Genomic DNA, 24668 nt, shown 5'->3' with positions numbered 1-24668 from the left:
CTCTTACTTCGCCGCGTTATTCATCACCGCATTGAATTTATCAACCGGACAGAAGCCGTTCGCGTCCACCGGACAGCCCTTCAGCTCCAGCGTCACGCGCTGCGCGGGCGACTGCAATGACAGCACGCTGGCGTTGCGCAGCTGCTCCGCGCTCTGGTAGACATACTCAATTTTCATCAGCTCCTGATTGCTGTTTTTGTCGTGCCAACGCTGGAAGACAATCTTGCCGCCGATCGGGGTCCGTTCCTGCTGGTCATGCAGCTGATACGGCTTGAAATCCAGCGCGGTGAGCAGTGAAGCGATGTTCGAATCGTGCCCTACCAGCAGAGTAATCTTAGGCGCTTTCGCCTGTTCGGTGACCAGCGTTTTATCGATATATTTCACCAGCGGCTTCGCCACGTTTTGCGCCACCTCGGTGGAGGTAAACAGCGAGTCCTGATAGCCGTTCTTCAGCTTCGACAGCACGCGCCACTGCTGGTCGGTCTTGATTTCACCCCAGGCCACCTGGTCGGCCGGGAACCCTTCGTAATACTGCAGCGTGAACGCGTCCACCAGCGAGTTACCCACCTTCAGCGGCCCGGATACGCCAGGCTCTTTTTCATAGTCGGCGCTGAAGGTATCTTTCGCGTCTGCCAGCGAGCAGACTTTTTTCTCTTTGCAGGACGGGGAATCGGCGTAGTTCGTCAACTGCTCCAGCAGCTTATAGCTTTCACCAAGCTGCATTTTCTGCCGCTCGGACTCCATCGCCTTGAGCGCTTTTTCGCGGAACTCCGGCGAGTTGTCGGTAATCACCGGATTGAAGGTCGGGTCCATGGTGCCCATTTTTTCCTGATGATGCACGGGAACATCGCAGCCCGGGAACGCGCCGGTAATGAAGAACTGCGCGGTGGCGACAGTACGCTGCAGGCTGTTGGCGTAAGCATAAACGCTATCCGCTGGCGGACACGCCCCCGTCTTCACCATCCCCTGCTCTGCCAGCCACTCGCGCATGTAATGGCCCATATAGACTTCCAGCACGCCGCCTTTGGTGGTGAGCTGACCGCCCGGCACGTCCCACTCCGGCCACTGCTTCGGCGTGGACTGCTCCAGCACGCTGCCGTTGTTAGCGAGCGGTGCGCGCAGGTTGTGACGGCTCATGATTAACACCTGCTCAAGCTGATAGCCTTTCGGCGTCTCCTGCGCCTGTGCGCCAAAGGTCATTGAAAGGGTACCTGCCACGGCCACTGCGAGTAGTGCTTTTCTCATCCCTCGTTCCTCACGTTTTTTTAATATTCCAGTGAGTGTGACAGATTCGTGACAGTTTTTTCGGGAAGCATTTCTCAAACTGATGATTAACGTGCTTACGGTGGGCGCTAATTAGTTTTATAATAAAACCATACCCCACCGGAGACCTGACCGTGAAACGCACCCGCCTCGAAGAGAGCACCTGCCCCGTCGCCCGTTCGCTGGATATCATTGGCGACTGGTGGTCGCTGCTGATCGTTCGCGACGCGCTGCGCGGGATTAAACGCTTCGGTGAGTTTCAGAAAAGCCTCGGTATCGCGAAAAACATGCTCACCTCGCGGCTGAAGCTGCTGGTCGATGAAGGCATCCTCCGGCTTCAGCCCGCCTCCGACGGCAGCGCCTGGCAGGAATACGTTCTGACCGACAAGGGACGCGCGCTCCAGACGGTGCTGGTTGCTCTCTCCCAGTGGGGCAATGAATTTTTGTTCGCGGAAAACGAATGCGGCACCGTTCTCGTCGATAGCGAACAGCGCAAACCCCTGCGTAAACTCGCGCTTATCGCCGACGATGGGCGCGAGCTGACGCCTGAAGAGATCGTGGCTAAACTCCCCTCCTGATCGTTCCCAACGGCAAAAGCACAAAATGCCCGGCAAAATGGTTGCATTATAAAACCAAATAGCAGAGAGTTAATTCAGTTTCATATTGAAACCAAATAACCCACTTTGCTTTGAGGTAACACACAATGACTACGCAAATCACCACCGCCTTAATTACCGGCGCCTCTTCCGGGATCGGGGCCGTCTATGCCGATCGCCTGGCCGCGCGCGGCGCTAACCTGGTCCTGGTCGCCCGCCGCGAGGATCGCCTGAAAACCCTCGCCGCCGACCTGCGCGCGCGCTATGGCGTGGCCGTCGCTATACTGGTGGCCGATCTCAGCGATGAAGCCGGGATCCGCGCCGTGGAAAATGAACTGCGCCACAATACCGCCATCGATACGCTGGTAAACAACGCGGGCACCGCGCAGATGGCCCCGTTCCTCGCGGGCGATGTGGCGCAGCATCAGGCCATCAACACCCTCAACACCACGGCGCTGATGCGTCTGACCTACGCCATCCTGCCCCGCCTGGCGCAGAACAATCGCGGGACGCTGATCAATATCGCCTCGGTGTTATCTCTCCATGTCCGTGCGGGCAGCGCGTTGTACAGCGCCACCAAAGCCTGGGTACTGAGCTTTACCCGCGGACTGCAGGAAGAATTTGCCGATAGCAGCGTGCGCATTCAGGCCGTGCTGCCCGCCGCGACGGCGACGGAGATCTGGAGCCATTCAGGGGTTACGGTGAACGATCTGCCGGAAGGGTCGGTGATGACCACCGATGATATGGTCGATGCTTCACTGGCGGGTCTGGATCAGGGCGAACAGATCACTATTCCGCCGATGCATGACGCCGCCCTGTGGGATCGCTACGAAGCGGCGCGCCTTGAGCTGTTTAACAGCGCGCGCACCGGGGTTCCGGCACCGCGCTACGTGAAACAGTAGCCTAACGCTCAAGCTGGTCGCCGTACTCGCTCATCCAGGCGGCCAGCGGCGAGAGCGCATCCTGGAGGGTTAACCCCAGCTCGGTAATTTGATACTCCACGCGCGGGGGGATTTCCGGGTAGACCGTCCGCGTCACCAGCCCGCGCTGCTCAAACAGGCGGAGCTGCTTCGTCAGCTCTTTCTGCGTGATGGGGGCAGCGGCACGCAGCAGATCGCCAAAGCGTACGGGCGTGTTGAACACAATCAGGCGATAGAGAATGGGGATCGCCCACTTACCGGATATCAGGTTGACAAACTGCGTCATCGGGCAGGTATACGCCTCAGATTTTTTTTCGCAGCACACCTCCAGCATTTCTGCCATAGCACACCTCTTGCCTCGTTAGTATCCATTTGGTACCTGGTTTCCTTTCGATACTAACGTTTCTATAGTGCTTTCTCCAGTGACATTTCAGGAGAAGAACATGGGTCGTTTAACCGATAAATATACGCTGATTACCGGCGGCACCAGCGGTATAGGTCTCGCCACCGCGCAGGCGTTTATCGCCGAAGGGGCGCGCGTCGCCGTGACCGGACGCAACCCGGACACCCTCGCCGAAGCAGAGCGCATTCTGGGCGATAAGGCCTGGGTGATCCCAACCGACGCAGGCGATATCGCGTCGCAAAAAGCGCTGGCGGAAACCCTCGCCGCCCGCTGGCCACGCCTGGACGCGGTGTTTCTCAACGCCGGCGACGTGACGCACGCGCCGCTGGAAGCGTGGCAGGAGGATGCGTGGGACCGCCTGATGGGCATCAACCTGAAGGGACCGTTCTTTTTAATTCAGGCGCTGCTGCCGCTGCTGAATAACCCGTCGTCGGTGATCCTCTGCGGCTCCGTGAGCGCACGCATCGGCCTGCCCACCAGCAGCGTGTATGCCGCGAGCAAGGCCGCCCTCCTGTCGCTGGCGCGTACGCTGTCGGCGGAGCTGCTGCCGCGCGGGATCCGCGTCAACGGGTTGAGCCCCGGTCCGGTGGAAACGCCGGCATTTACGAAGACGGGCTTAAGCGAAGAGACGCTTAACGCGATGATGGCGGAGATCATCAAGCTGGTGCCGCTCGGCAGAATGGGCTCGACGACGGAGCTGGCAAAAGCCGCGCTCTATCTGGCGTCCGACGAGTCGAGCTACACGGTAGGAACGGAGCTGCTGGTGGACGGCGGAATGGGGAGTCTGTAACTCAAAAGGCGCTGATGCCGGTGACCGCGCCGACATACAGCGCCGCCCATGCACAGGCGGAAAGCAGGCTGACGGCGTAAACTTTGACGGCGTTCAGCCTGAGCATCCCCGCCGCCAGCGGCACGACATAACGCAACACCGCCAGAAAGCGCGACGTAAACAGTACGATGACACCGTTTTTTTGCAGCTGATGCTGAACCCGTAAAAACGTAGCGGCATGCTTCGCCGTAAAGCGCGCGACAAGCCGGGTGTGCCCCATCAGCTGGCCGATATGGTAGTTCAGCACCGCTCCCGCCGTTGCCCCCAGCACCACGGCGAGCCACGCCAGCGCCAAGTGCATGCTCCCCTGGCTGACGCCGATGCCCGCCAGCAGCATCACCGAGGCGGGCGGCAGCACGGAGGAGATCAGCACCGTGGACTTGCTCAGCGCCATTACGAATAACAGCGCGAACAGATGTGCCGGATAAAGCGCAAAATGATTCAGCAGATTATCAAACCACGCCATTTTCCTTCCCCCGTTAATTAATCCTCCATTTAAAAGGAATAACCTTAAATAAACCCTCAACATTTTATCAATAAGACTTACCTAAACCTTTCTTAAACATTATTTAATTTCCTGAGCGATAAATTTAAACAGGCGTATTATTCCTCACGCTTTACAACGATCTCGTTATGGCGAGGCTCCTGTACAAATACACGTTATCGCTCTGGTGGGTTCGAGAGAACCGGCACAGGGTAAAACAGGCACTGTCGAATCAAGGCTTTGTCAGTATAACTTCCCTTGCGGGATACGGTGTACAGTGCTGAACCCAGGACGTGGGGATCTCCTTTCCGACATGCCCTGTCTTGCTCGCCCCTGAGAGATTTTATTATTCAAAGGGAATTCACTATGTCTTACGCTATTCACAACCACAACCTGGCATTCAATGACAGCGCGGTCGCGCAATATATGAATACCGATTTTATTGTCCTCGACGTTTCATTATGCGTGGCGCTGGCGCGCGAGCAATTCTTCGAAAAATTAAAAGACGATGATATTCCGTCGCATATTTTTATTGAAGACCATGGACGCCTGGCGGGCATGATTGCGGTACGCAAATTATTGCAGGTCACGGATACCGTGCAGCCAATTAAAAGCCTGATGATTTCGCAGTTTTTGCAGGTCAAACCGGAAGATGAACGAGCCGATGTCGCCAGACTTCTGCCCCACGGCGAGGCGGACGTCGTGCCGGTGGTGACCCACGGCAAGCTCGTCGGCTGCCTGACCGAGCGCGAAATCGCCCATCTGCTGGAAGATGACGTCACCGAAGACGCCCAGCTTCAGGGGGCGACGCTGCCGCTGGAGAAGCCCTATCTGGAAACCAGCGCCTTCAGCCTGTGGAAGAAACGCTCCGTCTGGCTGCTGCTACTGTTTGTCGCGGAAGCCTACACCAGCTCGGTGATCCAGCACTTCGAAGAGGCGCTGGAGTCTGCCATCGCGCTGGCGTTCTTTATTCCGCTGCTGATCGGCACGGGAGGCAACAGCGGAACGCAGATCACCTCCACGCTGGTGCGCGCCATGGCGCTGGGTGAAGTGCATCTGCGCGATGTAGGCCGCGTGCTGCGCAAAGAGATGACCACCTCGCTGATGATTGCCGTGACGCTCGGTATTGCCGGGTGCATCCGCGCCTGGATGATGGGTATCGGGCTGGAAATCACGCTTATCGTCAGCCTGACGCTGGTATGCATTACGCTCTGGAGCGCGATTGTGTCGTCAGTGATCCCGATGGTGCTCAAGCGCTGCGGTATTGACCCGGCGGTCGTCTCCGCGCCGTTTATCGCGACGCTTATCGACGGTACCGGGCTGATTATCTACTTTAAGATCGCGCAGTATACGCTGGGGCTGGAGTAACGCGATCCGCCAGCTGAATCACCGCACGCGAAAACGCCTCAATCGCCAGCGCAACATCCTCAGCCATCACCGATTCCGCCGGGTGGTGGCTGACTCCGCCTCTGCAGCGCACGAACAGCATGCCCACCGGCCAGCGTTCCGCGATGGCAATCGCATCGTGGCCCGCGCCGCTGGGCAGCGACAGCGAGCGTCCCTGTACCGATTTTACGGCCTCCCCCAGCACGTTCTGCAGGTGCAGATCGCACGGCGTGGCGGCAATGCGGTAAAACTCCTCGGCGCTAAATGCCAGCCCGCGGCGCGATGCGATCGCACGGGCATGTTCCAGCAGGTCGTTGAGCAACCTGTCCAGCGGTGCATCCTGCGGGCCGCGAATATCGAGCGAGAGCTGAACCTCACCGGGGATCACGTTCACCGCTCCCGGCAGACAGCGCAATTCCCCGACCGTCGCCACCAGGTTGCCGCCCTGCTGTCGGGTAGCGTTTTCAATGATAACCATCCACTCGGCGGCGGCGGCCAGCGCGTCTCTGCGGTGGAGCATCGGCACGGTTCCCGCATGTCCGGCCTCGCCGGTGAAGCGACAGTTCAGGCGACGGGCGCCGTTAATGGCTTCCACCACGCCAAGCGCGAGCGCCTCCTGCTCAAGGCACGGCCCCTGCTCAATATGCAGCTCGAGATAGGCGCTGAAATCTTCCTGACGCCTTGCGGCATGCGACACGCGGGCAGGATCGAGCCCCGCCTGCACCATCGCCTGCGCCACGCTGATGCCGCTGGCATCACACGTCTCCAGCCAGCCCTGCGGCCAGGTGCCCGTTATGCCCCGGCTGCCTAACAGGGTGATCCCAAAACGGGTTCCCTCTTCGTCACCAAAGCCGACAATCTCAATGGCCTGGGCCAGATGCAGCCCCTGCTGGTGCAGGCTGTCCACCACTTCGATGGCGGTGAGCACCCCGAGCATGCCGTCGTAGCGCCCCGCATTGCGCACGGTATCCAGATGCGATCCAAGCAGCACCGCCTGCGCCCCTTCCTGCGCCCCCTCATAGCGTCCGCAGATGTTGCCCACGCTGTCCTGCCAGACGGTCATGCCCGCCTGGCTCATCCACTGCCCCACCAGCTGGTTGGCCTGCAGATGCTGCACCGAGAGATAGACCCGGGTCAGGGCATCCGGGGTTTCGCTGATGGCGGCCAGCGCGTCGGCGCGGGCCATCACCCGTTCTGCCGCCGGACTCATTGCGGCGTCTCGCGGCGATAGTGGTCCCACGCGGCCTGCATCGCCGCGCCCTGCGTGGTGGTGAATTTCAGGTAGTTCAGCACCGACTCCAGCGCGCTCAGGGTGGTCATCACGCAGTCCTTGCGCGCGTTATAGCCCATGGTGCCAATGCGCCACACCTTGCCGTGCAGCGGGCCAAACGAGGTGCCGATTTCAATCCCGAAATCCTCCAGCATCAGCTTACGCACCTGGTCGCCGTTGATGCCCTGCGGGATGACCACGCCCAGCACATTGTTCATCTTGTGCTTCAGATCGCCAAAGGTCTCCAGCCCCATCGCCTGAATGCCCTTCAGCAGCGCATCGCCGTGCAGCCTGTGGCGGGCGATGCCGTTATCCAGCCCTTCCTGGAGGATCAGACGCGCGCACTCGCGGGCGCCAAACAGCGCGGTGGTCGCTTCGGTGTGGTGGTTGAGGCGCTCCGGCCCCCAGTAGTCCATCACCATGCCGAGATCGAAATAGTTGGAGTAGATCATCTCCTCATCGCCGTCTCGGTGGGCGTCGGTGCGAATGCCCTCCTCAACGCATTTGCGGCGGCGGATCGCCTCCTCCATGCGCGCGCTCAGGGTGATCGGCGACGTGCCCGACGGGCCGCCGAGGCACTTCTGCATCCCGGCCGAGACGGCGTCCAGCCCCCATGCGTCGGTCTCCAGCGCGTTGCCGCCGAGCGACGCGGTGGCATCGGTGTAAAACAGCACGTCGTAGCGGCGGCAGATGGCGCCGAGCTCCGCGAGCGGCTGCAGCATGGTGGTGGAGGTGTCGCCCTGCACGGTCAGCAGCAGGCGCGGACGAATACGCTTAATCGCATCTTCGACCTGGTCCGGGGTAAACACCTCGCCCCACGGCACCTCGATGGTGTGCACCTCCGCGCGGCAGCGGCGGGCAATTTCGCACAGCAGGTGTCCAAAGCGGCCAAAGACCGGCACCAGCACTTTATCTCCGGGGCGGATGGCGGAGACCAGAATGGCTTCAATCCCCGCCCGAGAGGTGCCGTCCACCAGCATCGTCCAGCGGTTCTCGGTGCGAAACACGCCGCGATAGAGCGTCATCACCTCGTTCATGTAATGGGTCATGGCCGGATCGTACTGGCCGATCAGCTGGCTCGACATAGCGCGCAGCACGCGCGGGTCGGCGTTGATCGGCCCCGGCCCCATCAGCAGGCGCTGGGGCGGGTTGATTTGCGGAAAGTGTGCGATATCCATTGTTAAGTCCTTATCAGTTGAGGCCGCGCACGGAGGAGATGAACTGCTTCAGTTCCGTGGTCTGCGGGTTGGCGAACAGCGTTTTGCTGTCGCCCTGCTCCCAGACTTTCCCCTGGTGCATAAACACCACGCGGTCGCCCACTTCGCGGGCAAAATTCATTTCATGGGTCACGAGAATCAGGGTCATCCCCTCAGCCGCCAGCTGCTCCAGCACCTTGAGCACTTCGCCCACCAGCTCCGGGTCGAGCGCGGAGGTGATCTCGTCACAGAGTAAAACTTTAGGCGACATCGCCAGCGCGCGGGCAATCGCCACGCGCTGCTGCTGGCCGCCGGAGAGGCTCGACGGGTAGTAATCCAGACGATCGCCAAGCCCCACTTTCTCCAGCATGCGCTGGGCCAGTTCGCGGCATTCGGCGGCGCTTTTCTTCAGCACCCGACGCGGGGCGAGCATCACGTTCTCCAGCGCCGTCATGTGCGGGAACAGGTTGAAGCTCTGAAACACCATCCCGACCGAGCGGCTGATTTCGCGCGCCTGAGAATCCCGGTCGGTAATGGTCATGCCGCCCAGCTTGATGCTTCCGTCCTGATACCCTTCCAGGCCGTTGATGCAGCGCAGCAGCGTGCTTTTGCCCGATCCGCTGCGCCCGATAATGGAGATCACCTGGCCCATATCGATATCCAGATCGACGCCCTTGAGCACGTGGTTATCGCCGTAGTACTTCTGCACCTGATTAATGGTGATGAGAGGCATTGAATTTGGTCTCCAGATAGCGGCTGTAGCGCGACAGCGGATAACACAGAATAAAGTAGCCCAGCGCCACCAGCGCAAAGACCTTAAACGGCTGATAGGTCACGTTGGTCAGCATGGTGCCGGCCTTGGTCAGCTCGATGAAGCCGATAATCGACGCCAGCGCGGTACCTTTGATCACCTGCACCGCAAAGCCCACCGTCGGGGCGATGCCGATGCGCAGCGCCTGCGGAGCGACCACGCGAAACAGGGTCTGGCCGAAGGTCAGGCCCAGGCAGCGCGAGGCTTCCCACTGCCCCTTCGGCAGGGCGCGAATGCTGCCGTACCAGATATCGAGCAGAAATGCGCTGGTGTAGAAGGTTAACGCCAGCGAGGCGGCGGTCCACGGCGAAACGTCGATGCCGTACAGCGCCACGCCGAAGAAGGCCAGGAACAGCTGCATCAGCAGCGGCGTGCCCTGAAACAGCTCGATATAGCCGCGGATAATGCGCTTCACCGTGCGACCGCCCGTCAGGCGCAGCAGCAGGAGCGGCAGCGTTACCACCGCCCCGCCGACAAACGCCACCAGCGACAGCAGTACCGTCCAGCGTCCGGCCAGCAGCAGGTTGCGAATAATGTCCCAGTCGGTAAAGGTGGTCATCATGCCTGCACCCCCAGCCATTTGCGTCCTGCCGCCATCATCAGCTGGCGCAGGGTAATCGACAGCGCTAAGTAAATCCCGGTTGTCACCAGATAGACCTCAAAGCTCAAAAACGTTCTGGACTGGATCAGGTTAGCGGCGAAGGTCAGCTCTTCATAGGAGACCTGCGACACCACCGACGAGCCGAGCATCACGATGATGCACTGGCTCACCAGCGCCGGATAAATGCGCTGCAGCGCGGGCGGCAGCACCACGCGAATAAACGTCTGCAGACGGGTCAGCCCCAGCACGCGCCCGGCCTCCCACTGTCCTTTCGGCGTGACCTGAATGCCCGCGCGGATAATTTCGGTGCTGTACGCGCCCAGGTTCACCACCATTGCCAGCAGCGCCGCCTCCCCCGCCGTCATCTTCAGGCCAAGATTCGGCAGGCCGAAGACGATGAAAAACAGCTGCACTACAAACGGCGTGTTGCGGATGATCTCCACGTAGCCGCCCCAGATCCGGCTGTACCAGGTGGTGCGTCCGCTGCGGATCGCCGCGCCGAAAATCCCGATTGCCAGCCCGCCGACGGTTGCCATTACCGTCAGCTGAATGGTGACCCACAATCCCGCCAGCAGCTCCGGCCAGTGCGGCCAGAGGGCTGAAAAATCAAGTTGCTCCGTCATCGGCTCAGGCGCCAAGGTTTGCCGGCAGCGGGGCCTTCAGCCATTGCTCGGACAGGCCGTTCAGCGTGCCGTCCTTGATGCCCTGCTCAATCAGCGCATCCACTTTCGCCTTCAGGGCCGGTTCGTTCTTCTTCAGGCCGATAAAGCACGGTGAGTCTTTCAACATAAAGCTCGGCACCGGGGCTTTATCCGCGTTCTGGCGCGAAATGGCCGCCACCACGAGGTTGCCGGTCGCCACGTACTGCACCTGGCCGGAGAGGTAGGCCGAGAGCGTGGTGTTGTTGTCTTCGTAGCGTTTCACGTTGGCGTCTTTCGGTGCCAGGCCGGTCAGCACCATGTCCTCCACCGCCCCGCGCGTCACGCCGATGGTTTTTCCGCTCAGCGCGGCGGCGTCCTTCAGCTCGGCGCCTTTCGGGCCAAACACGCCGAGGAAGAACGGCGCGTAGGCGCGGCTGAAGTCGATCACCTTCTCGCGTTCCGGGTTTTTACCGAGGCTGGAAATGACCAGATCCACCTTATCGGTTTGCAGGTACGGCACGCGGTTGGCGCTGGTCACCGGCACCAGCTGCAGCTTGAGCTTCATCTGTTTCGCCAGATAGCGCGCCATATCGATGTCGTAGCCCTGCGGCTGCAGATCGGTCCCCACCGAGCCAAACGGCGGGAAATCCTGCGGAACGGCAATGCGAATGGTGCCGCGCTTCTCGATATCCTGAAGCTGGTCAGCCTTTGCGGGCAGCAGAGTGAAGAGACAGGCGGCCCCGGCCAGTGCAATAAACAGTTTTTTCATGGTGCTTCCCCGTAACGTTAACATGAAACAAAAGATTCTTTGAATGTGATTTTGCAACTAATGTGCCAGATAAGGCGAAGCGGGGAATTTTCTCTTAAAGCCTGATAAAACGCGGACGGGGCGAAAATACTCTCTATTTTCGCCCCGTTCAATTGCACCATTTCAATGCAAAGCACCAGCCTGATGCCCCATTATCGTTGTTCGAGTTCGTCCAGCTGCTGGTAGAGGGAGGCAATCTCGTGAATGCGCGGGCGGCCTTTATCGAGAATGTCATGCAGGAAGGCGTTCGCCAGCAGGTTGATCAGGCTGTTGACCGAGGAATAACTGTCATAGGCGGAGACGCTGTCCAGCGGGGCGCAGAGCTGCCAGCTCGCCAGCGGAAACAGGCTGTGGGCCTGCGGCTCGCACATCAGCAGCACCGGAATGCCGCTACTCTGAAGCTGCTGCATCAGCGGACGAATGATGCGCGGGCGGCGGCGGAAAGCCATCATCACCACCAGATCGTCCGGCGTTAGGTCCACCAGCTCCTCGCTCAGGCTCTGCCCCGGCTGCGGCAGGACCAGCACTTGACCGCGCGCCTGCAGCAGCTGCTGGCGCAGGTGGAGCGCCGCCGGATAGGCGTTACGCATGCCGATAATCACAATGCGCCGCGCCTTGACCATGCAGGCCATGGCGTCGGCAAACTGCTGCGCGTCAAGGGCATTGACCCACTGGGTCAGGTTCGCCATCTCCTGCTTGTAGTGGCGCGCCAGCAGCGTGTTGCCCTGCACCGCATCGCGATTATCGGTGAGCGGCATCCCGCTCTGGCGCAGGGTGCGCAGCTCGTCGCGCATATCCTTATATTTCTCATAGCCCAGACGCTTAAACAGGCGGCTGACCGTGGCTTTCGACACCCCGCTCAGTTGCGCCAGCTCGGCGCTGTTGTAGCTGATCAGGTCGTCAAAATGGTCGAATATAAAGTCTGCCACCCGTTGCTCCTGCGGCGACAGCGACGGGTATTGTGCTTTCAGACGTTCATCCAGTTGTTCCATAGCGCCTCTGTAACTTTTGTTTCATCACATTATACCTTTCTTTATACGTATTCATTATACGTGCCAGCTTACTGAAACTTTTCTTTCAGAACTGGAACAGCTTTTGCAGCGCCTTGTGACTTTCAGTGTTACGAGGACTTCTCATGCAAAGCAACGTCTCCACGCACGGCATGGCCGTTGCGCCCCACCATCTTGCCAGCCAGAGCGCGCTGGCGGTGTTGCGCGAAGGCGGCAGCGCGATTGAAGCGATGGTCGCGGCGGCGGCCACCATCGCCGTGGTTTACCCCCACATGAACGGGCTGGGCGGCGATGGCTTCTGGCTTATCGTGCCGCCAGAAGGCGACCCCATCGCCATTGATGCCAGCGGCGCGGCGGGATCGCGCGCGACGTTTGCCGCCTACAACGGGCACAAGCACATTCCTCATCGCGGACCGCAGGCGGCGCTGACCGTCGCCGGCACGGTGAGCGGCTGGGACGAGGCGCTGAAGGTCTCCCGCGAGATGACCGGCAAGTCGCTGCCGCTGGCCCGCCTGCTGGCCGACGCCATTGATTATGCGCAAAACGGCACCCCGGTCACGGCCTCACAGGCCCATGCCACGGCCAGTAAATTCGACGAGCTTAAGGCCATCCCCGGCTTCGCGGAAACGTGGCTGGTGAACGATAAGCCGCCGCAGGTCGGGAGCCGTTTTTACCAGCCCGCCATGGCCTCAACCCTGACGCGCCTCGTAGAGGACGGTCTGGACAGCTTTTATCGCGGCCCGCTGGCGGACGTGCTGGCGCACGGTATGGAGACGCTGGGCATGCCCGTGACGCTGGCCGATCTTAACGCGCACGTTGCCCGGCGCACCGCGCCGCTGAAGCTGCAGCATCAGCAGGGGGAGATCTTTAACCACGCCCCGCCGACGCAGGGGCTGGTCTCGCTGGCGATACTCGGCATCACCGACCGCCTGAATATGGCGGAGGCCGACGACGCGGACACCATTCACCGCATCGTTGAAGCCACCAAGCTGGCCTTTGGCCTGCGCGATGCCCACATTACCGACCCACGTGAGCTGAAAACCGAGATTCAGGAACTGCTGGATCCCGCCGCCCTGCAGGCGCTTGCCGACAGGGTTGACGACGGCCACGCCGCGCCGTGGGGAACCGGAAAAGGGCCTGGCGATACCGTGTGGATGGGGGTGATGGATAACAGCGGGCTTGCCGTGTCGTTTATCCAGAGTATTTATCACGAGTTCGGCAGCGGCGTGGTGCTGCCCGATACCGGCATCGTCTGGCAGAACCGGGGGGCGTCGTTCAGCCTCGACCCCGCTCATCTTCTGGCCCTCGCGCCGGGCAAACAGCCTTTCCATACCCTGAACCCGGCGGCGGCGCGTCTTAAGGACGGGCGCGTAATGGTCTACGGATCGATGGGCGGTGACGGACAGCCGCAAACCCAGGCCGCGCTCTTTACCCGCTACGTGGTTCAGGGCGTGTCCTTGCAGGAAAGCATTTCCCGCCCGCGCTGGCTGCTGGGGCGCACCTGGGGACAAACCTCAGACACGTTAAAGCTGGAAGGACGCTTTAGCGCTGAGACGGTCTCACGGCTTCAGGTACTCGGACATGAGGTAGAAATATTCCCTGACTTCAGTGAAGCGATGGGCCACGCGGGCGCGATTGTCCGGCACCCCAACGGGCTGTTTGAAGGGGCGTTTGACCCGCGCAGCAACGGCGCGGCCGCCGGATACTGAGGAGAAAACAATGACGACACAACAACCCGACTGGCAGGCGTATCTTGCGCAAATGGAGTCCGTGCTCGGCGTGACGCTGGACGATGCCCGTCGCGCCGAGCTGCAGTTGCAGTTCAGCCGCATTGCCAGCATGGCCGCCCCGCTGATGGCGCTGCCGCTCGACGACCGTCTGGAGATCGCAGGAGTGTATAAAGCATGACGCTACACGAGATGAGTATCAGCGACATTCAACAGGCGCTGAGCGCGGGCGAGCTGAGCGCCCATGAGATTGCCCGCCAGACGCTGGAGGCGATTGGGCGCGTTAATCCGCAGATCAATGCCTGGACCACCGTGACGGAAGCACGCATGCTCGCCGAGGCCGAGAACATCGACACCCTGCGCCGCGAGAAGCGCCCCCTGCCGCCGCTGGCGGGCGTGCCCTACGCGGTGAAAAACCTGTTCGACGTTGCCGGACACACCACCCTCGCGGGCGCCGAGCTGTTCAACCAGCGTCCCGCTGCGGCCGCTGACAGCTTCGCCGTGCGCCAGCTGCGCAGCGCGGGCGGGCTGCTGTCCGGGATGGTGAATATGGACGCCTACGCCTACGGCTTTACCACCGAGAACAGCCACTACGGCGCGACGCGTAACCCGCACGACCTGACGCGCATTGCGGGCGGGTCCTCTGGCGGTTCAGCCGCCGCCGTAGCCGCCGGGCTGGTGCACTTTTCGCTCGGCACCGACACCAACGGGTCGATTCGCGTTCCGGCCTCGCTGTGCGGCATCTATGGCCTCAAGCCCACCTTTGGCCGCCTGTCACGATCCGGCAGCCATCCGTTTGTCGCGAGCCTGGATCATATCGGCCCCTTCGCCCGCCGCGTGTGCGACCTGGCGTCCGTGTACGACGCGCTGCAGGGCCGGGACAGCAGCGACCGTTTTCAGGCAGAGAGCTCGCGCGAGCAGACGCGCCCCCTGCTAGACCGCGGGCTTGACGGCCTGCGCTGCGCGGTGCTCGGCGGCTACTTCATCACCTGGTGCGACGCACAGGCCAGAGACGCCGTGGCGCGGGTGGCGAAGGCGCTCGACGTGCAGGATGAGCTGCAGTTTCCGTACGCCGAGCTGGCGCGCTCCGCGGCATTTATCATCAGCGCCTCCGAAGGGGGAAATCAGTACCTGCCCGCGCTTCGCCGCGAGCCCGAGCGCTTTGAGCCGCACTCCCGGGAGCGACTGCTGGCAGGCGCGATGATCCCCTCCGCCTGGTATATTCAGGCCCAGCGGTTCCGCGCGCAGGCGCGGCAGGCGTTTCACGCACTGTTTGCCCTGGCCGACGTGCTGATCGCCCCCGCGACGCCGCGCAGCGCCACGCGGATCGGCGAGCAAACCATGGAGATTAACGGTCAGTCGCTCCCCATCCGCGCCAGCATGGGGATGCTGACCCAGCCAATTTCATTTTTGGGCCTGCCCGTGACCACCGTTCCGCTGCGCACCGCACATGGCGCGCCGATTGGCCTGCAGCTGATTGCCGCGCCGTTTAACGAGCAGGCCTGCCTGCGCGTCGCGCGCGTGCTGGAAGAGAGCGGCATCACCGATGCCCGCCCGGCGGAGGTTGCAGCATGATCAATCACGATGACATTAACCTGCCGTGGGTGGTTGCCGAGGTGACCGCCGCGTTTTACCGCTACGAGGACGCGCTGGTGAGTAACAACATTGCCGTGCTGGACGAGCTGTTCTGGCACGACAAAAACACGGTGCGTCTGGGGGCGGGTGAAAACCTGTACGGGATCGATGAAATCCGCGCCTTTAGGGCGGCGCGCCCGTCTGCCGGGCTTCAGCGGACGCTGCGCCACACCGTGATTACCACCTTCGGGGAGGATTATGCCGTGTGCAGCACCGAGTTTACCCGTGAAGGTACGGAGCGGATTGGCCGCCAGCAGCAGACGTGGGCAAGGTTTGCATACGGGTGGCGCATTGTTGCGGCGCAGGTGAGTTTGATGTCGTAGCCGTAGGCCGGGTAAGGCGCAGCCGCCACCCGGCAAAACATCGCATAATTACTTCTGAAACGGATGCACTTCCCGCCAGTGGTCAGCAATCTGCTGGCGGGTACAGACCCACACCCGATCGTGCTGCTGCACGTAATCCAGAAACCGTTGCAGCGCGCGAAAACGCCCCGGCCTTCCCAGCAGGCGGCAATGCATGCCGATGGACATCATCTTTGGCGCGCTCTCCCCCTCCTCGTACAGCACGTCAAAGCTGTCCTTCAGGTACGTATAGAACTGCTCGGCGGTGTTAAACCCCTGCGCGGTCGCGAAGCGCATGTCGTTCGCATCCAGCGTATAGGGCACGATCAGGTGCGGCTTTTGGGTGCCGTCGCCGCAGGTCACTTCCGTCCAGAAGGGCAAATCATCGCCGTAGTAGTCGCTGTCGTAGTCGAAGCCGCCGTGCTCCACCACCAGCTGGCGGGTGTTGGGGCTGTCGCGCCCGGTGTACCAGCCGGTTGGCGGCTTGCCGAACAGGTCGGTAAGAACCTGCACCGCCTTATGCAGGTGGTCGCGCTCCTGGCTGATGTCCATGTTCTGGTAGTGGATCCAGCGCCAGCCGTGGCTGACCACGTCGTAATCCGCGGCTTTGATCGCCTCAACAATCTCCGGGTGACGCGCCAGCGCCATCGCCACGCCAAAGACCGTCAGCGGCAGGCCGCGTTTTTGAAATTCATTGTGGATCCGCCAGAACCCGGCGCGACTGCCGTATTCGTAAAGGGAGTCCATCGACATATGTTTGTCCGGGTAGCTGGCCGCGCCGATGATGTCCGACAGGAACTGCTCGGACCCGGCATCGCCGTGCAGAACGTGGTTTTCCGCCCCTTCTTCATAATTGAGCACAAACTGCACCGCGATACGCGCCTGATTCGGCCACCGCGCGTGCGGCGGGTTGCCCGCGTAGCCGCGCAGATCCCGCGGATAATCCTGTTCGAAAAGCCCCATACCACCCCCAAAAGTTAAAATGGATTCAATACCTGAAAATGCCCGCTTAACGGTTTGTTCTCCGGGAAGGCCAGATCCCCATGCTTGCTGGTCGAGAGGCCCAGCGCCACCAGCGATTCCACCATCTTCACCGCCGCGCTGACGCCGTCGATCACCGGCACGCGCAGCTCGCGGGTCAGCTCCTGCGCAAGGGTCGCCATGCCGCCGCAGCCGAGCACGATGGCGCCGCAGCCATCCTCTTTCAGTGCCTGTATACAGCGCGCGCGCACCTTCTCCTGCGCCAGACCGCTGCCGTCCTCCAGCGCCAGCACCGGAAGGTCGATGGCGTGCAGCGCTGCGCAGTGGTCCTGAAAGCCATACTGGTACAGAAGATGGCGGGCAATAATCAGTGTGCGCGGCAGCGTGGTGACCACCGAAAAGCGCGTCGCCACCAGCGTCGCCATATGCATAGCGGCTTCAGCAATGCCGACTACCGGCCCCTGCGCCAGCTCGCGCGCCGCCAGCAGTCCCGGATCGCCAAAGCAGGCAATCACGTGACCGTCCACGCCCTGCTCCCTGCCTTTTTTGATCTGTTCCAGGACACCAACGGCGGCGATGGCCTCATCAAAGTGGCCTTCTATAGACGGCACGCCCGCGCCCGGACAGACCGCGAGGATCTCCGTTCCCGGCGCCGCCACCGCGCGGGCCGCCGCGCCGATGGTTTCCGTCATCGCGAGGCTGGTGTTGGGGTTGATCACTTGTATACAGACAGACATTACGACTCCTTGTGGCCGGCAAACAGCCGGGCAAAATCAGGCAGGCACTCGCCCGCCCGCTCGAAGCAGAGGCTGGCAACGATGTGTTCAAAATGGTGCATGAGGGCATCGCTTAGCGGCTGCAGCGCCTTCTGGCGCAGCAGATCTACAAGCTGTTCGTGGTCGTTGCAGCGACAGCCCTGACGCCACGGCGCGCCCCAGGTGGCAATCACCAGCGAGGAGCGCTGGCTCAGGCTTGTCACCATCTCCGTCAGCACCTGGTTGCCGGAGATGGCCTGCAGTTGTATGTGGAAACTGGCGGAATGTCGGATTGCCGCCGGGCCGTCGTACGCCTCGTGCGCCTGCTGCTCCTGGCGAATAATGGCCTCCAGCGCGGCAAGGTGCGGCGGCTGACAGTGCGCCAGCACATCCGGCAGGTTAGCGACCTCCAGCAGCGCGCGGGTGCGGAAGATGTGCCGCGCCTCTTCCACCGTCGGGCTGGCGACGTGTGCACCACGTTTGGGCGTCAGGGTGACCATTTGCACAGCGGCGAGTCGTTGAAGCACCTTGCGGATGCCCGTGCGGCTCACGCCAAAGACCTCGGCCAGCGCCTCTTCCGGCAATTTGCTCCCCGGCAGCAGCTGGTGTTCGACTATCGCGGTCATCAGCGCCTGGAAGATGGTTTCGTCTTTGTCATGCAGGTCTGGCGCGGTCTGCAGGGCGTTTATGTTGTTCATTCACCACTCCGAATTTTACTTTCCGTTATCGAATCGTATACATAAAAATAAAATATTGCATACAAGATTTATATTTTTGGCCTGGATCCTGCAACACCGCTTGCACTCCCACTCAACGGGTTTTCATTCACAGGAGCAGGTTTCATGCCAAACAGTCAAAACGCACAGCAAGGTACGGCCGCTGATTCCGGTGCGGTTTACAGCCCACGTCTTTGCAATGAGGATCTGGCACCGACGCGTGACCAGAACTGGAGCTGGTACAACATCTTTTCTTTCTGGATGTCCGACGTTCACAGCATGGGGGGTTACGTTGTTGCCGCGAGCTTCTTTACGCTCGGGCTGGCAAGCTGGCAGGTGCTGCTCTGCCTGCTGGTGGGGATCTGCATTGTGCAGTTGTGCGCCAACCTGGTAGCCAAACCGAGCCAGATGGCGGGCGTGCCCTATGCGGTGATCAGCCGTCAGGCGTTTGGCGTCTTCGGGGCCAATATTCCGGCGGTGATCCGCGGGCTTATCGCCTTTGCGTGGTACGGCATCCAGACCTGGCTTGCCGCCAACGCGCTGATGCTGGTGGTGCTGAAGTTCTGGCCTTCTCTGGCGAGCCTTACCACCGGTGCCTTCCTGGGCCTCTCGCCGCTGGGTTGGATCTGCTTTGCCATCATGTGGGTTCTTCAGGCGATGGTCTTCTGGCACGGCATGAGCGCCATTAAGCGCTTTATTGATATCGCCGGTCCGGCGGTCTATGTGGTGATGCTGGCCCTCGCGGGCTGGATTGTATACAAGACCGGTTTTGACGGGATCTCTTTCACCCTCGCCAGCAAATCCCTGAGCGCGGGCGAGCAAACCTGGCAGATGATCACCGCGATCGCGCTGGTGGTCTCCTACTTCTCCGGCCCGCTGCTTAACTTTGGCGACTTCTCCCGCTACGGCAAAAGCATGGGCGAGATCCGCCGCGGCAACCGCTGGGGGCTGCCGTTTAACTTCCTGCTGTTCTCCATCGTCACCGTGGTGATTGTGTCCGGCACCCAGTCGCTGTTTGGCCGCATGATCACCGATCCGATCGAGACCGTCAGCCACGTGGGCAACGATCTGGCCGTGGCAATTGGCCTGCTGACAATGATCACCGCCACCATCGGGATCAACATCGTCGCGAACTTTGTCTCACCGGCGTTTGATTTCTCTAACTGCTCGCCGCAGAAGATCAGCTTCCGCACCGGAGGGATGATTGCCGCCGTCGGCTCGATCCTGCTCACCCCGTGGAACCTGTTCAACTCGCCGGAGCTCATCCATTACACCCTGGACGTGCTCGGGGCATTTATCGGCCCGCTGTTCGGCATTCTGATTGCCGATTTCTACCTGATTAAGCGCGGCAAGGTGTCGGTAGACGATCTGTTCGACGACACGCCAAAGGGCAAATACTGGTACCGCAACGGCTTTAACCCGAAGGCTATTGGCGCGCTGATCCCATCCGTTGCCGTAGGTCTGGTGATTGGCTTTATCCCGGCCCTGCATGAAGTGGCAAACTTCAGCTGGTTTATCGGCGTCTTCCTCGGCGGCTTGACCTACCGCTGGCTGGCGCGGGAAGAGCGCGAGACGGCAGGCGCGGCCTCGTTCAGCTCCCGTGTGGCGACGCAAAAAGAGTAACCCCCTCCCTCCGGCCGCAGTTTATCTGCGGCCCGTTCATTCTGGCACCGTTCTTGCTGAGCTTTTTCACCCCGCTACGCAAACACTAAGGCAGGACCCACGATGGAATACCAGACTGCGATACGCGGTGCATTTTTCGATATCGCGCAGGTCTGCGACAGCGCAGACGCGATTGCCCAACACGCCCGCTACCTTGAGGACGGGCTGCTGTTTATCCAGAACGGAAAAATTCTGGCGCACATGGCGTGGCAGGAGGGCGAGCAGTATCTCGACCCCCACAAAGGCTACACGGACCTGCGCGGCAGGCTGCTGCTGCCCGGTTTTGTCGACACCCACGTTCATTATCCACAAACGGAGATGATCGGCGCCTTTGGCGAACAGCTGCTGGAGTGGCTAACCACCTACACCTTCCCGGTGGAGAGCCAGTTTGCCGATGAAGCCTACGCGAAAGAGATCGCCGAATTTTTCATTAACCAACTGGTGAGCAACGGCACCACCACCGCGCTGGTGTTTTGCACGCTGCATCCGCAATCGGTCGAAGCGCTGTTTACCGAAGCCCTGCGCCTCAACATGCGCCTTATCGCCGGAAAGGTGATGATGGACCGGCACGCGCCGGACTACCTGAGCGAAGATGCAAAGCAGAGCTACCGGCAGACGCGGGAGCTGATCCAGCGCTGGCATCAACGGGGTCGGCTGGGGTATGCCATTACGCCACGCTTTGCCCCAACGTCCTCACCCGAGCTGCTCGCCGCGGTCAGCCTGCTCAGAGAGGAGTTTCCGGATACCTGGCTGCAGACCCATCTCAGCGAAAACCCAAACGAAGTGGCCTGGGTGAACGATCTCTGGCCGGAGCACGAGCGCTATCTGGACGTGTATCACCACTACGGCCTGACCGGCGAGCGCAGCGTGTTTGCCCACGCGATTCATCTGCACCACAGCGAGTGGCAGTGCCTGCACGACACTGGTTCGGCGGTGGCGTTTTGCCCCACCTCGAACCTGTTTCTCGGCAGCGGGCTGTTTCGCCTGCCCGCCTGCTGGCAGCACAAGGTGCGGATGGGCATCGGCACCGACGTCGGCGCGGGCACCACCTTCAGTATGCTGCGCACCCTGGGAGAAGCCTACAAGGTCGGCCAGCTTCAGAGCTACCGCCTGCGCGCCAGCGAGGCGTTTTATCACGCCACGCTGGGCGGCGCGCACGCCCTCAGGCTGGACGATAAGATTGGCAACTTCGCCCCCGGCAAAGAGGCGGATTTCGTGGTTATCGATCCTGACGTGACGCCGCTGCAGCGCCTGCGCAATCGCCGCTGTCAGGATATCTACGAGCAGCTATTTGTGCTGATGACCCTGGGCGACGAGCGCAACATCAGTGAGACCTGGGTCAACGGCGAGCGGGTGTGGTCAACTGCCCCGGTAGGTTGACCACCCGCCTGGCGCAATCACAAACGGCAGATGGAAGTGCTCGTCTGCCGCTTCTCCCGTCACGAACTCAATTTGCGCGCAGGGGTAGATCGTCTCCCGGCCGGTTGCGCGAAACCACCCGCCGATCTCCGCCACCAGCCGATAGCGGCCTTTTGGCAGGAAAGGGACAAATTCGGTGATGCGACCATTAGCGTTGGTCACGTCCGTCGCCATGATTTCGCCCTCCCGTTCGAGATGAACCGTCACGCCCGCTGCGGGTTTGCCCGTCGAGATATCCAGAATATGGGTGCTGAGTGTGCTCATTCGCTAATGACTCCTTCCAGACGGAGTAACGTAATTTCCCGCAGCTGTTCCAGCGCGGCACGGATTTCCTGCGCATCGCTGTTCTCAAGCCGCGCATGCAACGCCTGTAAAATGTCCTCGCCGCTGCGGCCCTTCGCGCGGATCAGAAAGACGCGCCCGAAGCGAGCTTCGTAGCGGGCATTCCCCTCGCGCAGCGCCTGGGCAACCTCAGCATCGCCTTCATTCACCGCGCCCTGCTCCTGACGCGACAGCGCCGCCTCCACCTCTTCACCCGCGGGCTTTTCGCCGATGCGCGGGTGCGCGCTCAGGGCTTGCGCTAACGCCGCTTCGTCCCAGCGCTGCATCAGCGCCTGCGCCGCGATCGTCAGTTCACTCCGGCTCGGGTAAGGCCGTCCACAAACCAGCGCCTCAGCCCAGCCGGGGAGCGCCACGCAGGGGGTGAGCAGCGCGAGAGCCTCTTTCTCAGGAAGATGATTGAAGTCGTGCAGTGCGATCATAGTGTCTCCTTTATTGTCCTCCTCCGGGTTGTTGCACAAACCACGCCACTCTTGTCGCCGATGTGAAACAGTCGATTCTGTATGGCTGGACAGGAAATTATTGATTCATAAAAAGGCATATTCACCGTGTTTGCGCACCTTAGCAGTGCAAACTCACCTCCCACAACGCCGTTTTCGCCACTCTGCAGCCTGGTACGCAAATTGCTGAAGGTTTTTACACCCTGCAAAAGGAGAGAAGCATGAAAGCAATCGTCATTGGCGCGGGCATTGGCGGCCTGAGCGCTGCCGTCGCGCTAAAGAAAGCGGGAATCGACTGTACCGTGTTCGAAGCCGTAAAAGAGATCCGGCCCGTCGGGGCGGCCATCTCCATCTGGCCTAACGGCGTGAAGTGTATGCAGCACCTCGGCATGGGCGACATTATCGAAACCTACGGCGGTCCAATGCGTTTTATGGCCTACAAGGATTACCGGCGCGGCGACACCCTGACCCGCTTCAGCCTCGCTCCGCTGGTTGAGCGTACCGGCGGGCGCCCCTGCCCCGTCTCGCGCGCTGAACTCCAGCGCGAAATGCTGGACTTCTGGGGGCGCGACAAGGTGCAGTTCGGCAAGCGTGTGGAACACGTTCATGAAGACGACGCGGGCGTAAGCGTGACCTTTACCGATGGCACCACGGCAACAGGCGATTTTCTGATTGCCGCCGACGGCAGCCACTCGGTGGTTCGTCCGTACGTGCTGGGCTATACCCCCGAGCGCCGCTACGCCGGGTACGTGAACTGGAACGGGCTGGTGAAGATTGATGAAGAGATTGCCCCGGCGCACCAGTGGACCACCTTCGTTGGCGAGGGTAAACGCGTGTCGCTGATGCCCGTCTCCAACGGACGCTTCTATTTCTTTTTTGACGTGCCGCTGCCCGCGGGCCTGGCGGAGGATCGCACCACCCTGCGCGCCGATCTCACGGGCTACTTCCGCGGCTGGGCGCCGCCGGTGCAGAAGCTTATCGCCGCGCTGGATCCCGATACCACCAACCGCATTGAAATCCATGACATTGAGCCGTTCGACAGCCTGGTACGCGGCAACGTCGCGCTGCTCGGCGATGCCGGGCACAGCACCACGCCGGATATCGGCCAGGGCGGCTGCGCGGCCATGGAGGACGCCGTGGTGCTGGGCGAATGCCTGCGTGAAAACCACAACATTGCGCTGGCGCTGCGGCAGTACGAAGCCCTGCGCTGCGACCGGGTGCGTGACCTGGTGCTGAAAGCGCGTAAACGCTGCGACGTCACCCACGGGAAAGATATGGCGTTGACGCAGGCCTGGTATCAGGAACTCAAAGAGGAGACCGGGGAACGCATTATCAACGGTCTGTGCGAGACCATTCAGGGCGGCCCGTTAGGCTGAACAAGAGGGACAACGATGAAAAGAGAACCGACACCACCCGCCCACTGCACGTTTGAACCAGAGGACTGGCTGCGCCTGGCGAAATGCTGGCATCCGGTTGCGCGCGCCTGCGACGTCGGCCCGGCCCCCGTCAAGGCCACCCTGCTGGATGAACAGCTGGTGATTTACCGAATTAACGACCAGGTCGTGGTTGCCCGGGACGTGTGTCCGCACCGCGGCGTGCCGCTGACGCTCGGCTTTCACGACGATCACGGGATTATCTGCCCCTACCACGGCTTACGCTTTGGTGAAGACGGCCGCTGCAACCGCATTCCGTCCAGCCCCGACCAGCCCGTTCCGGCGAAGCTGAACCTGATTAACTACGCGGTGGAAGAGCGCTTCGGCCTGATCTGGACCTGCCTGGCGTTTGACCCGGACAATCCCGTGCCGCTGCCCACCATGCCGCACTGGAGCGACGACGGATTTCAGCAGATCAACTGCCCGGCGTTTGAGGTGAACGGCTTCGCCGGGCGCCAGGTGGAAGGGTTTCTGGATGTTGCCCACTTTGCGTGGATCCATACCGATACCTTTGCCGATCCCAATAATCAGCTTGTCCCTATCTATCAGCCGCAGGAGACGCCCTTCGGTTTCGTGGCCGATTACTGGAGTTCCGTGAGCAACTATCCCGCCAGTTCACCCGTGCAGGCGCCAGAAGGGTTCCAGTGGCTGCGCCATTTTGAAATGCATCTGCCGTTTACCGCCACCCTGACGATTCATTTTCCGGGTGAATCGCGGCTGGTGATTATGAACGCCGCCTCGCCCGTCTCGTCACGGGTGACCCGCATGTTCGCGCCCATCGCGCGCAACTTTGATCTGCATATTCCGGTGGAGGACGTGCATGCCTTTAACCTGCGCATTTTTGAAGAGGATCGCCTGATGGTCGAAACCCAGCGCCCGGAAAGTCTGCCTCTGGATCTCACTCTGGAAGCCCATATTCCGGCAGATAAGAGTTCGATTGCCTACCGCCGTGGACTGAAAAAAATGGGCTTTGGCGAATTTTTCCTGGTATGACGGAGGCCA

General features: G+C 61.1%; 26 protein-coding genes, 1 pseudogene and 1 riboswitch. Of the genes and pseudogenes, 12 read left to right on the top strand and 15 right to left on the bottom strand.

Going from position 1 to position 24668, the window contains the following annotated elements:
* Window positions 1-3 precede the first annotated feature (3 nt).
* Window positions 4-1245, bottom strand: coding sequence for a bifunctional glucose-1-phosphatase/inositol phosphatase (agp, locus tag IM314_RS04490; RefSeq protein WP_041910555.1), 1242 nt, complete (start codon window positions 1243-1245; stop codon window positions 4-6).
* Window positions 1246-1397: 152 nt separating this feature from the next.
* On the opposite strand from agp, the gene IM314_RS04485 reads away from it, so the two are divergent.
* Together IM314_RS04485 and IM314_RS04480 are read left to right on the top strand one after the other, a co-directional pair.
* Window positions 1398-1841 (top strand): helix-turn-helix domain-containing protein, encoded by a 444-nt coding sequence (locus tag IM314_RS04485; protein WP_028012647.1) that lies wholly within the window; start codon window positions 1398-1400, stop codon window positions 1839-1841.
* 125 nt (window positions 1842-1966) lie between these two features.
* On the top strand, window positions 1967-2761 hold the full coding sequence (locus tag IM314_RS04480) for an SDR family oxidoreductase (RefSeq protein ID WP_028012646.1): 795 nt from the start codon (window positions 1967-1969) through the stop codon (window positions 2759-2761).
* Between the two features lies 1 nt (window position 2762).
* Here the strand turns inward: IM314_RS04480 and IM314_RS04475 are convergent, their stop codons facing one another.
* Window positions 2763-3122, bottom strand: a complete 360-nt coding sequence (locus IM314_RS04475) for a helix-turn-helix domain-containing protein (protein ID WP_023335206.1) — start codon at window positions 3120-3122, stop codon at window positions 2763-2765.
* A 100-nt stretch (window positions 3123-3222) separates the two neighbouring features.
* Here IM314_RS04475 and IM314_RS04470 point away from each other — a divergent pair, with 100 nt between their 5' ends.
* The gene (locus IM314_RS04470; RefSeq protein ID WP_028012645.1) at window positions 3223-3972 is read left to right on the top strand and encodes an SDR family oxidoreductase; all 750 of its coding nucleotides are present in this window, start codon (window positions 3223-3225) and stop codon (window positions 3970-3972) included.
* A 1-nt stretch (window position 3973) separates the two neighbouring features.
* Here the strand turns inward: IM314_RS04470 and IM314_RS04465 are convergent, their stop codons facing one another.
* Window positions 3974-4477 carry a DedA family protein gene (locus tag IM314_RS04465; RefSeq protein WP_193358673.1) on the bottom strand — a complete coding sequence of 168 codons (504 nt, stop codon included), beginning with the start codon at window positions 4475-4477 and terminating at the stop codon, window positions 3974-3976.
* A 154-nt stretch (window positions 4478-4631) separates the two neighbouring features.
* A riboswitch (M-box (ykoK) riboswitch) is annotated at window positions 4632-4801 on the top strand.
* Between the two features lie 60 nt (window positions 4802-4861).
* On the opposite strand from IM314_RS04465, the gene IM314_RS04460 reads away from it, so the two are divergent.
* On the top strand, window positions 4862-5863 hold the full coding sequence (locus IM314_RS04460) for a magnesium transporter (RefSeq protein WP_193358672.1): 1002 nt from the start codon (window positions 4862-4864) through the stop codon (window positions 5861-5863).
* On the opposite strand, the gene hpxK is transcribed toward IM314_RS04460, so the two are convergent.
* The 7 genes from hpxK to hpxU form a co-directional block, all read right to left on the bottom strand.
* Complete coding sequence (gene hpxK / locus IM314_RS04455; RefSeq protein WP_193358671.1) at window positions 5829-7091, bottom strand: allantoate amidohydrolase; 1263 nt, start codon at window positions 7089-7091, stop codon at window positions 5829-5831. The genes IM314_RS04460 and hpxK overlap by 35 nt on opposite strands.
* Complete coding sequence (locus IM314_RS04450) at window positions 7088-8329, bottom strand: alanine--glyoxylate aminotransferase family protein (protein WP_028012642.1); 1242 nt, start codon at window positions 8327-8329, stop codon at window positions 7088-7090. Before IM314_RS04450 ends, hpxK begins: the two co-directional genes overlap by 4 nt.
* Window positions 8330-8342: 13 nt before the next feature.
* A complete protein-coding gene (locus tag IM314_RS04445; RefSeq protein ID WP_008499843.1) occupies window positions 8343-9080 on the bottom strand; it encodes an amino acid ABC transporter ATP-binding protein in 738 nt (245 codons plus the stop codon).
* Window positions 9061-9717: an amino acid ABC transporter permease gene (locus IM314_RS04440; RefSeq protein WP_193358733.1), complete on the bottom strand. Its 657-nt coding sequence runs from the start codon at window positions 9715-9717 to the stop codon at window positions 9061-9063. The genes IM314_RS04445 and IM314_RS04440 overlap by 20 nt, the downstream gene beginning before the upstream one ends.
* Window positions 9717-10382 (bottom strand): amino acid ABC transporter permease, encoded by a 666-nt coding sequence (locus IM314_RS04435; RefSeq protein ID WP_041912033.1) that lies wholly within the window; start codon window positions 10380-10382, stop codon window positions 9717-9719. Before IM314_RS04435 ends, IM314_RS04440 begins: the two co-directional genes overlap by 1 nt.
* 4 nt (window positions 10383-10386) lie before the next feature.
* Window positions 10387-11169, bottom strand: a complete 783-nt coding sequence (locus IM314_RS04430) for a transporter substrate-binding domain-containing protein (protein ID WP_193358670.1) — start codon at window positions 11167-11169, stop codon at window positions 10387-10389.
* A 191-nt stretch (window positions 11170-11360) separates the two neighbouring features.
* A complete protein-coding gene (gene hpxU / locus IM314_RS04425) occupies window positions 11361-12200 on the bottom strand; it encodes a MurR/RpiR family transcriptional regulator HpxU (RefSeq protein WP_045261682.1) in 840 nt (279 codons plus the stop codon).
* Between the two features lie 143 nt (window positions 12201-12343).
* On the opposite strand from hpxU, the gene hpxW reads away from it, so the two are divergent.
* The 4 genes from hpxW to hpxZ are packed head-to-tail and all read left to right on the top strand — an operon-like array spanning window position 12344 to window position 15903.
* On the top strand, window positions 12344-13927 hold the full coding sequence (gene hpxW / locus IM314_RS04420; protein ID WP_193358669.1) for an oxamate amidohydrolase: 1584 nt from the start codon (window positions 12344-12346) through the stop codon (window positions 13925-13927).
* Window positions 13928-13937: 10 nt separating this feature from the next.
* Complete coding sequence (gene hpxX, locus IM314_RS04415; protein ID WP_028012637.1) at window positions 13938-14126, top strand: oxalurate catabolism protein HpxX; 189 nt, start codon at window positions 13938-13940, stop codon at window positions 14124-14126.
* Window positions 14123-15520 carry an AtzE family amidohydrolase gene (locus tag IM314_RS04410; RefSeq protein WP_193358668.1) on the top strand — a complete coding sequence of 466 codons (1398 nt, stop codon included), beginning with the start codon at window positions 14123-14125 and terminating at the stop codon, window positions 15518-15520. Before hpxX ends, IM314_RS04410 begins: the two co-directional genes overlap by 4 nt.
* Entirely contained in the window at window positions 15517-15903 is a 387-nt protein-coding gene (gene hpxZ / locus IM314_RS04405; RefSeq protein ID WP_193358667.1) for an oxalurate catabolism protein HpxZ, read from the top strand. Before IM314_RS04410 ends, hpxZ begins: the two co-directional genes overlap by 4 nt.
* A gap of 48 nt (window positions 15904-15951) precedes the next feature.
* Here hpxZ and puuE read toward each other — a convergent pair whose 3' ends face one another.
* From puuE to IM314_RS04390, 3 genes and pseudogenes are all read right to left on the bottom strand, one after another.
* Complete coding sequence (gene puuE / locus IM314_RS04400) at window positions 15952-16851, bottom strand: allantoinase PuuE (protein ID WP_370529578.1); 900 nt, start codon at window positions 16849-16851, stop codon at window positions 15952-15954.
* Window positions 16769-17639, bottom strand: a pseudogene (gene hpxA, locus IM314_RS04395) (allantoin racemase). The gene puuE and the pseudogene hpxA overlap by 83 nt, the downstream one beginning before the upstream one ends.
* The gene (locus IM314_RS04390) at window positions 17639-18355 is read right to left on the bottom strand and encodes a GntR family transcriptional regulator (RefSeq protein WP_045630054.1); all 717 of its coding nucleotides are present in this window, start codon (window positions 18353-18355) and stop codon (window positions 17639-17641) included. Before IM314_RS04390 ends, hpxA begins: the two are co-directional and overlap by 1 nt.
* A 144-nt stretch (window positions 18356-18499) precedes the next feature.
* On the opposite strand from IM314_RS04390, the gene IM314_RS04385 reads away from it, so the two are divergent.
* Complete coding sequence (locus IM314_RS04385) at window positions 18500-19996, top strand: NCS1 family nucleobase:cation symporter-1 (RefSeq protein WP_193358664.1); 1497 nt, start codon at window positions 18500-18502, stop codon at window positions 19994-19996.
* A 102-nt stretch (window positions 19997-20098) separates the two neighbouring features.
* Window positions 20099-21415 (top strand): guanine deaminase, encoded by a 1317-nt coding sequence (gene guaD, locus IM314_RS04380; RefSeq protein WP_188245795.1) that lies wholly within the window; start codon window positions 20099-20101, stop codon window positions 21413-21415.
* Here guaD and uraH read toward each other — a convergent pair.
* The gene (gene uraH, locus IM314_RS04375) at window positions 21395-21718 is read right to left on the bottom strand and encodes a hydroxyisourate hydrolase (protein ID WP_041910587.1); all 324 of its coding nucleotides are present in this window, start codon (window positions 21716-21718) and stop codon (window positions 21395-21397) included. The two genes, guaD and uraH, sit on opposite strands and share 21 nt — an antisense overlap.
* Window positions 21715-22215, bottom strand: coding sequence for a 2-oxo-4-hydroxy-4-carboxy-5-ureidoimidazoline decarboxylase (gene uraD, locus IM314_RS04370; protein WP_193358663.1), 501 nt, complete (start codon window positions 22213-22215; stop codon window positions 21715-21717). The genes uraH and uraD overlap by 4 nt, the downstream gene beginning before the upstream one ends.
* Before the next feature lie 239 nt (window positions 22216-22454).
* On the opposite strand from uraD, the gene hpxO reads away from it, so the two are divergent.
* Window positions 22455-23609 (top strand): FAD-dependent urate hydroxylase HpxO, encoded by a 1155-nt coding sequence (gene hpxO / locus IM314_RS04365; protein WP_193358662.1) that lies wholly within the window; start codon window positions 22455-22457, stop codon window positions 23607-23609.
* Between the two features lie 15 nt (window positions 23610-23624).
* Window positions 23625-24659: a molybdenum cofactor-independent xanthine hydroxylase subunit HpxD gene (hpxD, locus tag IM314_RS04360; protein WP_041910590.1), complete on the top strand. Its 1035-nt coding sequence runs from the start codon at window positions 23625-23627 to the stop codon at window positions 24657-24659.
* Window positions 24660-24668 lie beyond the last annotated feature (9 nt).

Source organism: Enterobacter cloacae complex sp. P42RS (genome assembly GCF_014930595.1).
GTDB classification, from domain to species: domain Bacteria; phylum Pseudomonadota; class Gammaproteobacteria; order Enterobacterales; family Enterobacteriaceae; genus Enterobacter; species Enterobacter bugandensis.
The sequence above is the reverse complement of the archived record's forward strand: the minus strand, read 5'-3'. Positions and strand labels throughout refer to the sequence as shown.

Bases quoted from the DNA above. Each gene is read 5' to 3' on its own strand.
- agp (WP_041910555.1), bottom strand. From the start codon at position 1,245: ATGAGAAAAGCACTACTCGCAGTGGCCGTGGCAGGTACCCTTTCAATG.
- IM314_RS04480 (WP_028012646.1), top strand. From the start codon at position 1,967: ATGACTACGCAAATCACCACCGCCTTAATTACCGGCGCCTCTTCCGGG.
- IM314_RS04475 (WP_023335206.1), bottom strand. From the start codon at position 3,122: ATGGCAGAAATGCTGGAGGTGTGCTGCGAAAAAAAATCTGAGGCGTAT.
- IM314_RS04470 (WP_028012645.1), top strand. From the start codon at position 3,223: ATGGGTCGTTTAACCGATAAATATACGCTGATTACCGGCGGCACCAGC.
- IM314_RS04465 (WP_193358673.1), bottom strand. From the start codon at position 4,477: ATGGCGTGGTTTGATAATCTGCTGAATCATTTTGCGCTTTATCCGGCA.
- IM314_RS04460 (WP_193358672.1), top strand. From the start codon at position 4,862: ATGTCTTACGCTATTCACAACCACAACCTGGCATTCAATGACAGCGCG.
- hpxK (WP_193358671.1), bottom strand. From the start codon at position 7,091: ATGAGTCCGGCGGCAGAACGGGTGATGGCCCGCGCCGACGCGCTGGCC.
- IM314_RS04450 (WP_028012642.1), bottom strand. From the start codon at position 8,329: ATGGATATCGCACACTTTCCGCAAATCAACCCGCCCCAGCGCCTGCTG.
- IM314_RS04445 (WP_008499843.1), bottom strand. From the start codon at position 9,080: ATGCCTCTCATCACCATTAATCAGGTGCAGAAGTACTACGGCGATAAC.
- IM314_RS04440 (WP_193358733.1), bottom strand. From the start codon at position 9,717: ATGACCACCTTTACCGACTGGGACATTATTCGCAACCTGCTGCTGGCC.
- IM314_RS04435 (WP_041912033.1), bottom strand. From the start codon at position 10,382: ATGACGGAGCAACTTGATTTTTCAGCCCTCTGGCCGCACTGGCCGGAG.
- IM314_RS04430 (WP_193358670.1), bottom strand. From the start codon at position 11,169: ATGAAAAAACTGTTTATTGCACTGGCCGGGGCCGCCTGTCTCTTCACT.
- hpxU (WP_045261682.1), bottom strand. From the start codon at position 12,200: ATGGAACAACTGGATGAACGTCTGAAAGCACAATACCCGTCGCTGTCG.
- hpxW (WP_193358669.1), top strand. From the start codon at position 12,344: ATGCAAAGCAACGTCTCCACGCACGGCATGGCCGTTGCGCCCCACCAT.
- hpxX (WP_028012637.1), top strand. From the start codon at position 13,938: ATGACGACACAACAACCCGACTGGCAGGCGTATCTTGCGCAAATGGAG.
- IM314_RS04410 (WP_193358668.1), top strand. From the start codon at position 14,123: ATGACGCTACACGAGATGAGTATCAGCGACATTCAACAGGCGCTGAGC.
- hpxZ (WP_193358667.1), top strand. From the start codon at position 15,517: ATGATCAATCACGATGACATTAACCTGCCGTGGGTGGTTGCCGAGGTG.
- IM314_RS04390 (WP_045630054.1), bottom strand. From the start codon at position 18,355: ATGAACAACATAAACGCCCTGCAGACCGCGCCAGACCTGCATGACAAA.
- IM314_RS04385 (WP_193358664.1), top strand. From the start codon at position 18,500: ATGCCAAACAGTCAAAACGCACAGCAAGGTACGGCCGCTGATTCCGGT.
- guaD (WP_188245795.1), top strand. From the start codon at position 20,099: ATGGAATACCAGACTGCGATACGCGGTGCATTTTTCGATATCGCGCAG.
- uraH (WP_041910587.1), bottom strand. From the start codon at position 21,718: ATGAGCACACTCAGCACCCATATTCTGGATATCTCGACGGGCAAACCC.
- uraD (WP_193358663.1), bottom strand. From the start codon at position 22,215: ATGATCGCACTGCACGACTTCAATCATCTTCCTGAGAAAGAGGCTCTC.
- hpxO (WP_193358662.1), top strand. From the start codon at position 22,455: ATGAAAGCAATCGTCATTGGCGCGGGCATTGGCGGCCTGAGCGCTGCC.
- hpxD (WP_041910590.1), top strand. From the start codon at position 23,625: ATGAAAAGAGAACCGACACCACCCGCCCACTGCACGTTTGAACCAGAG.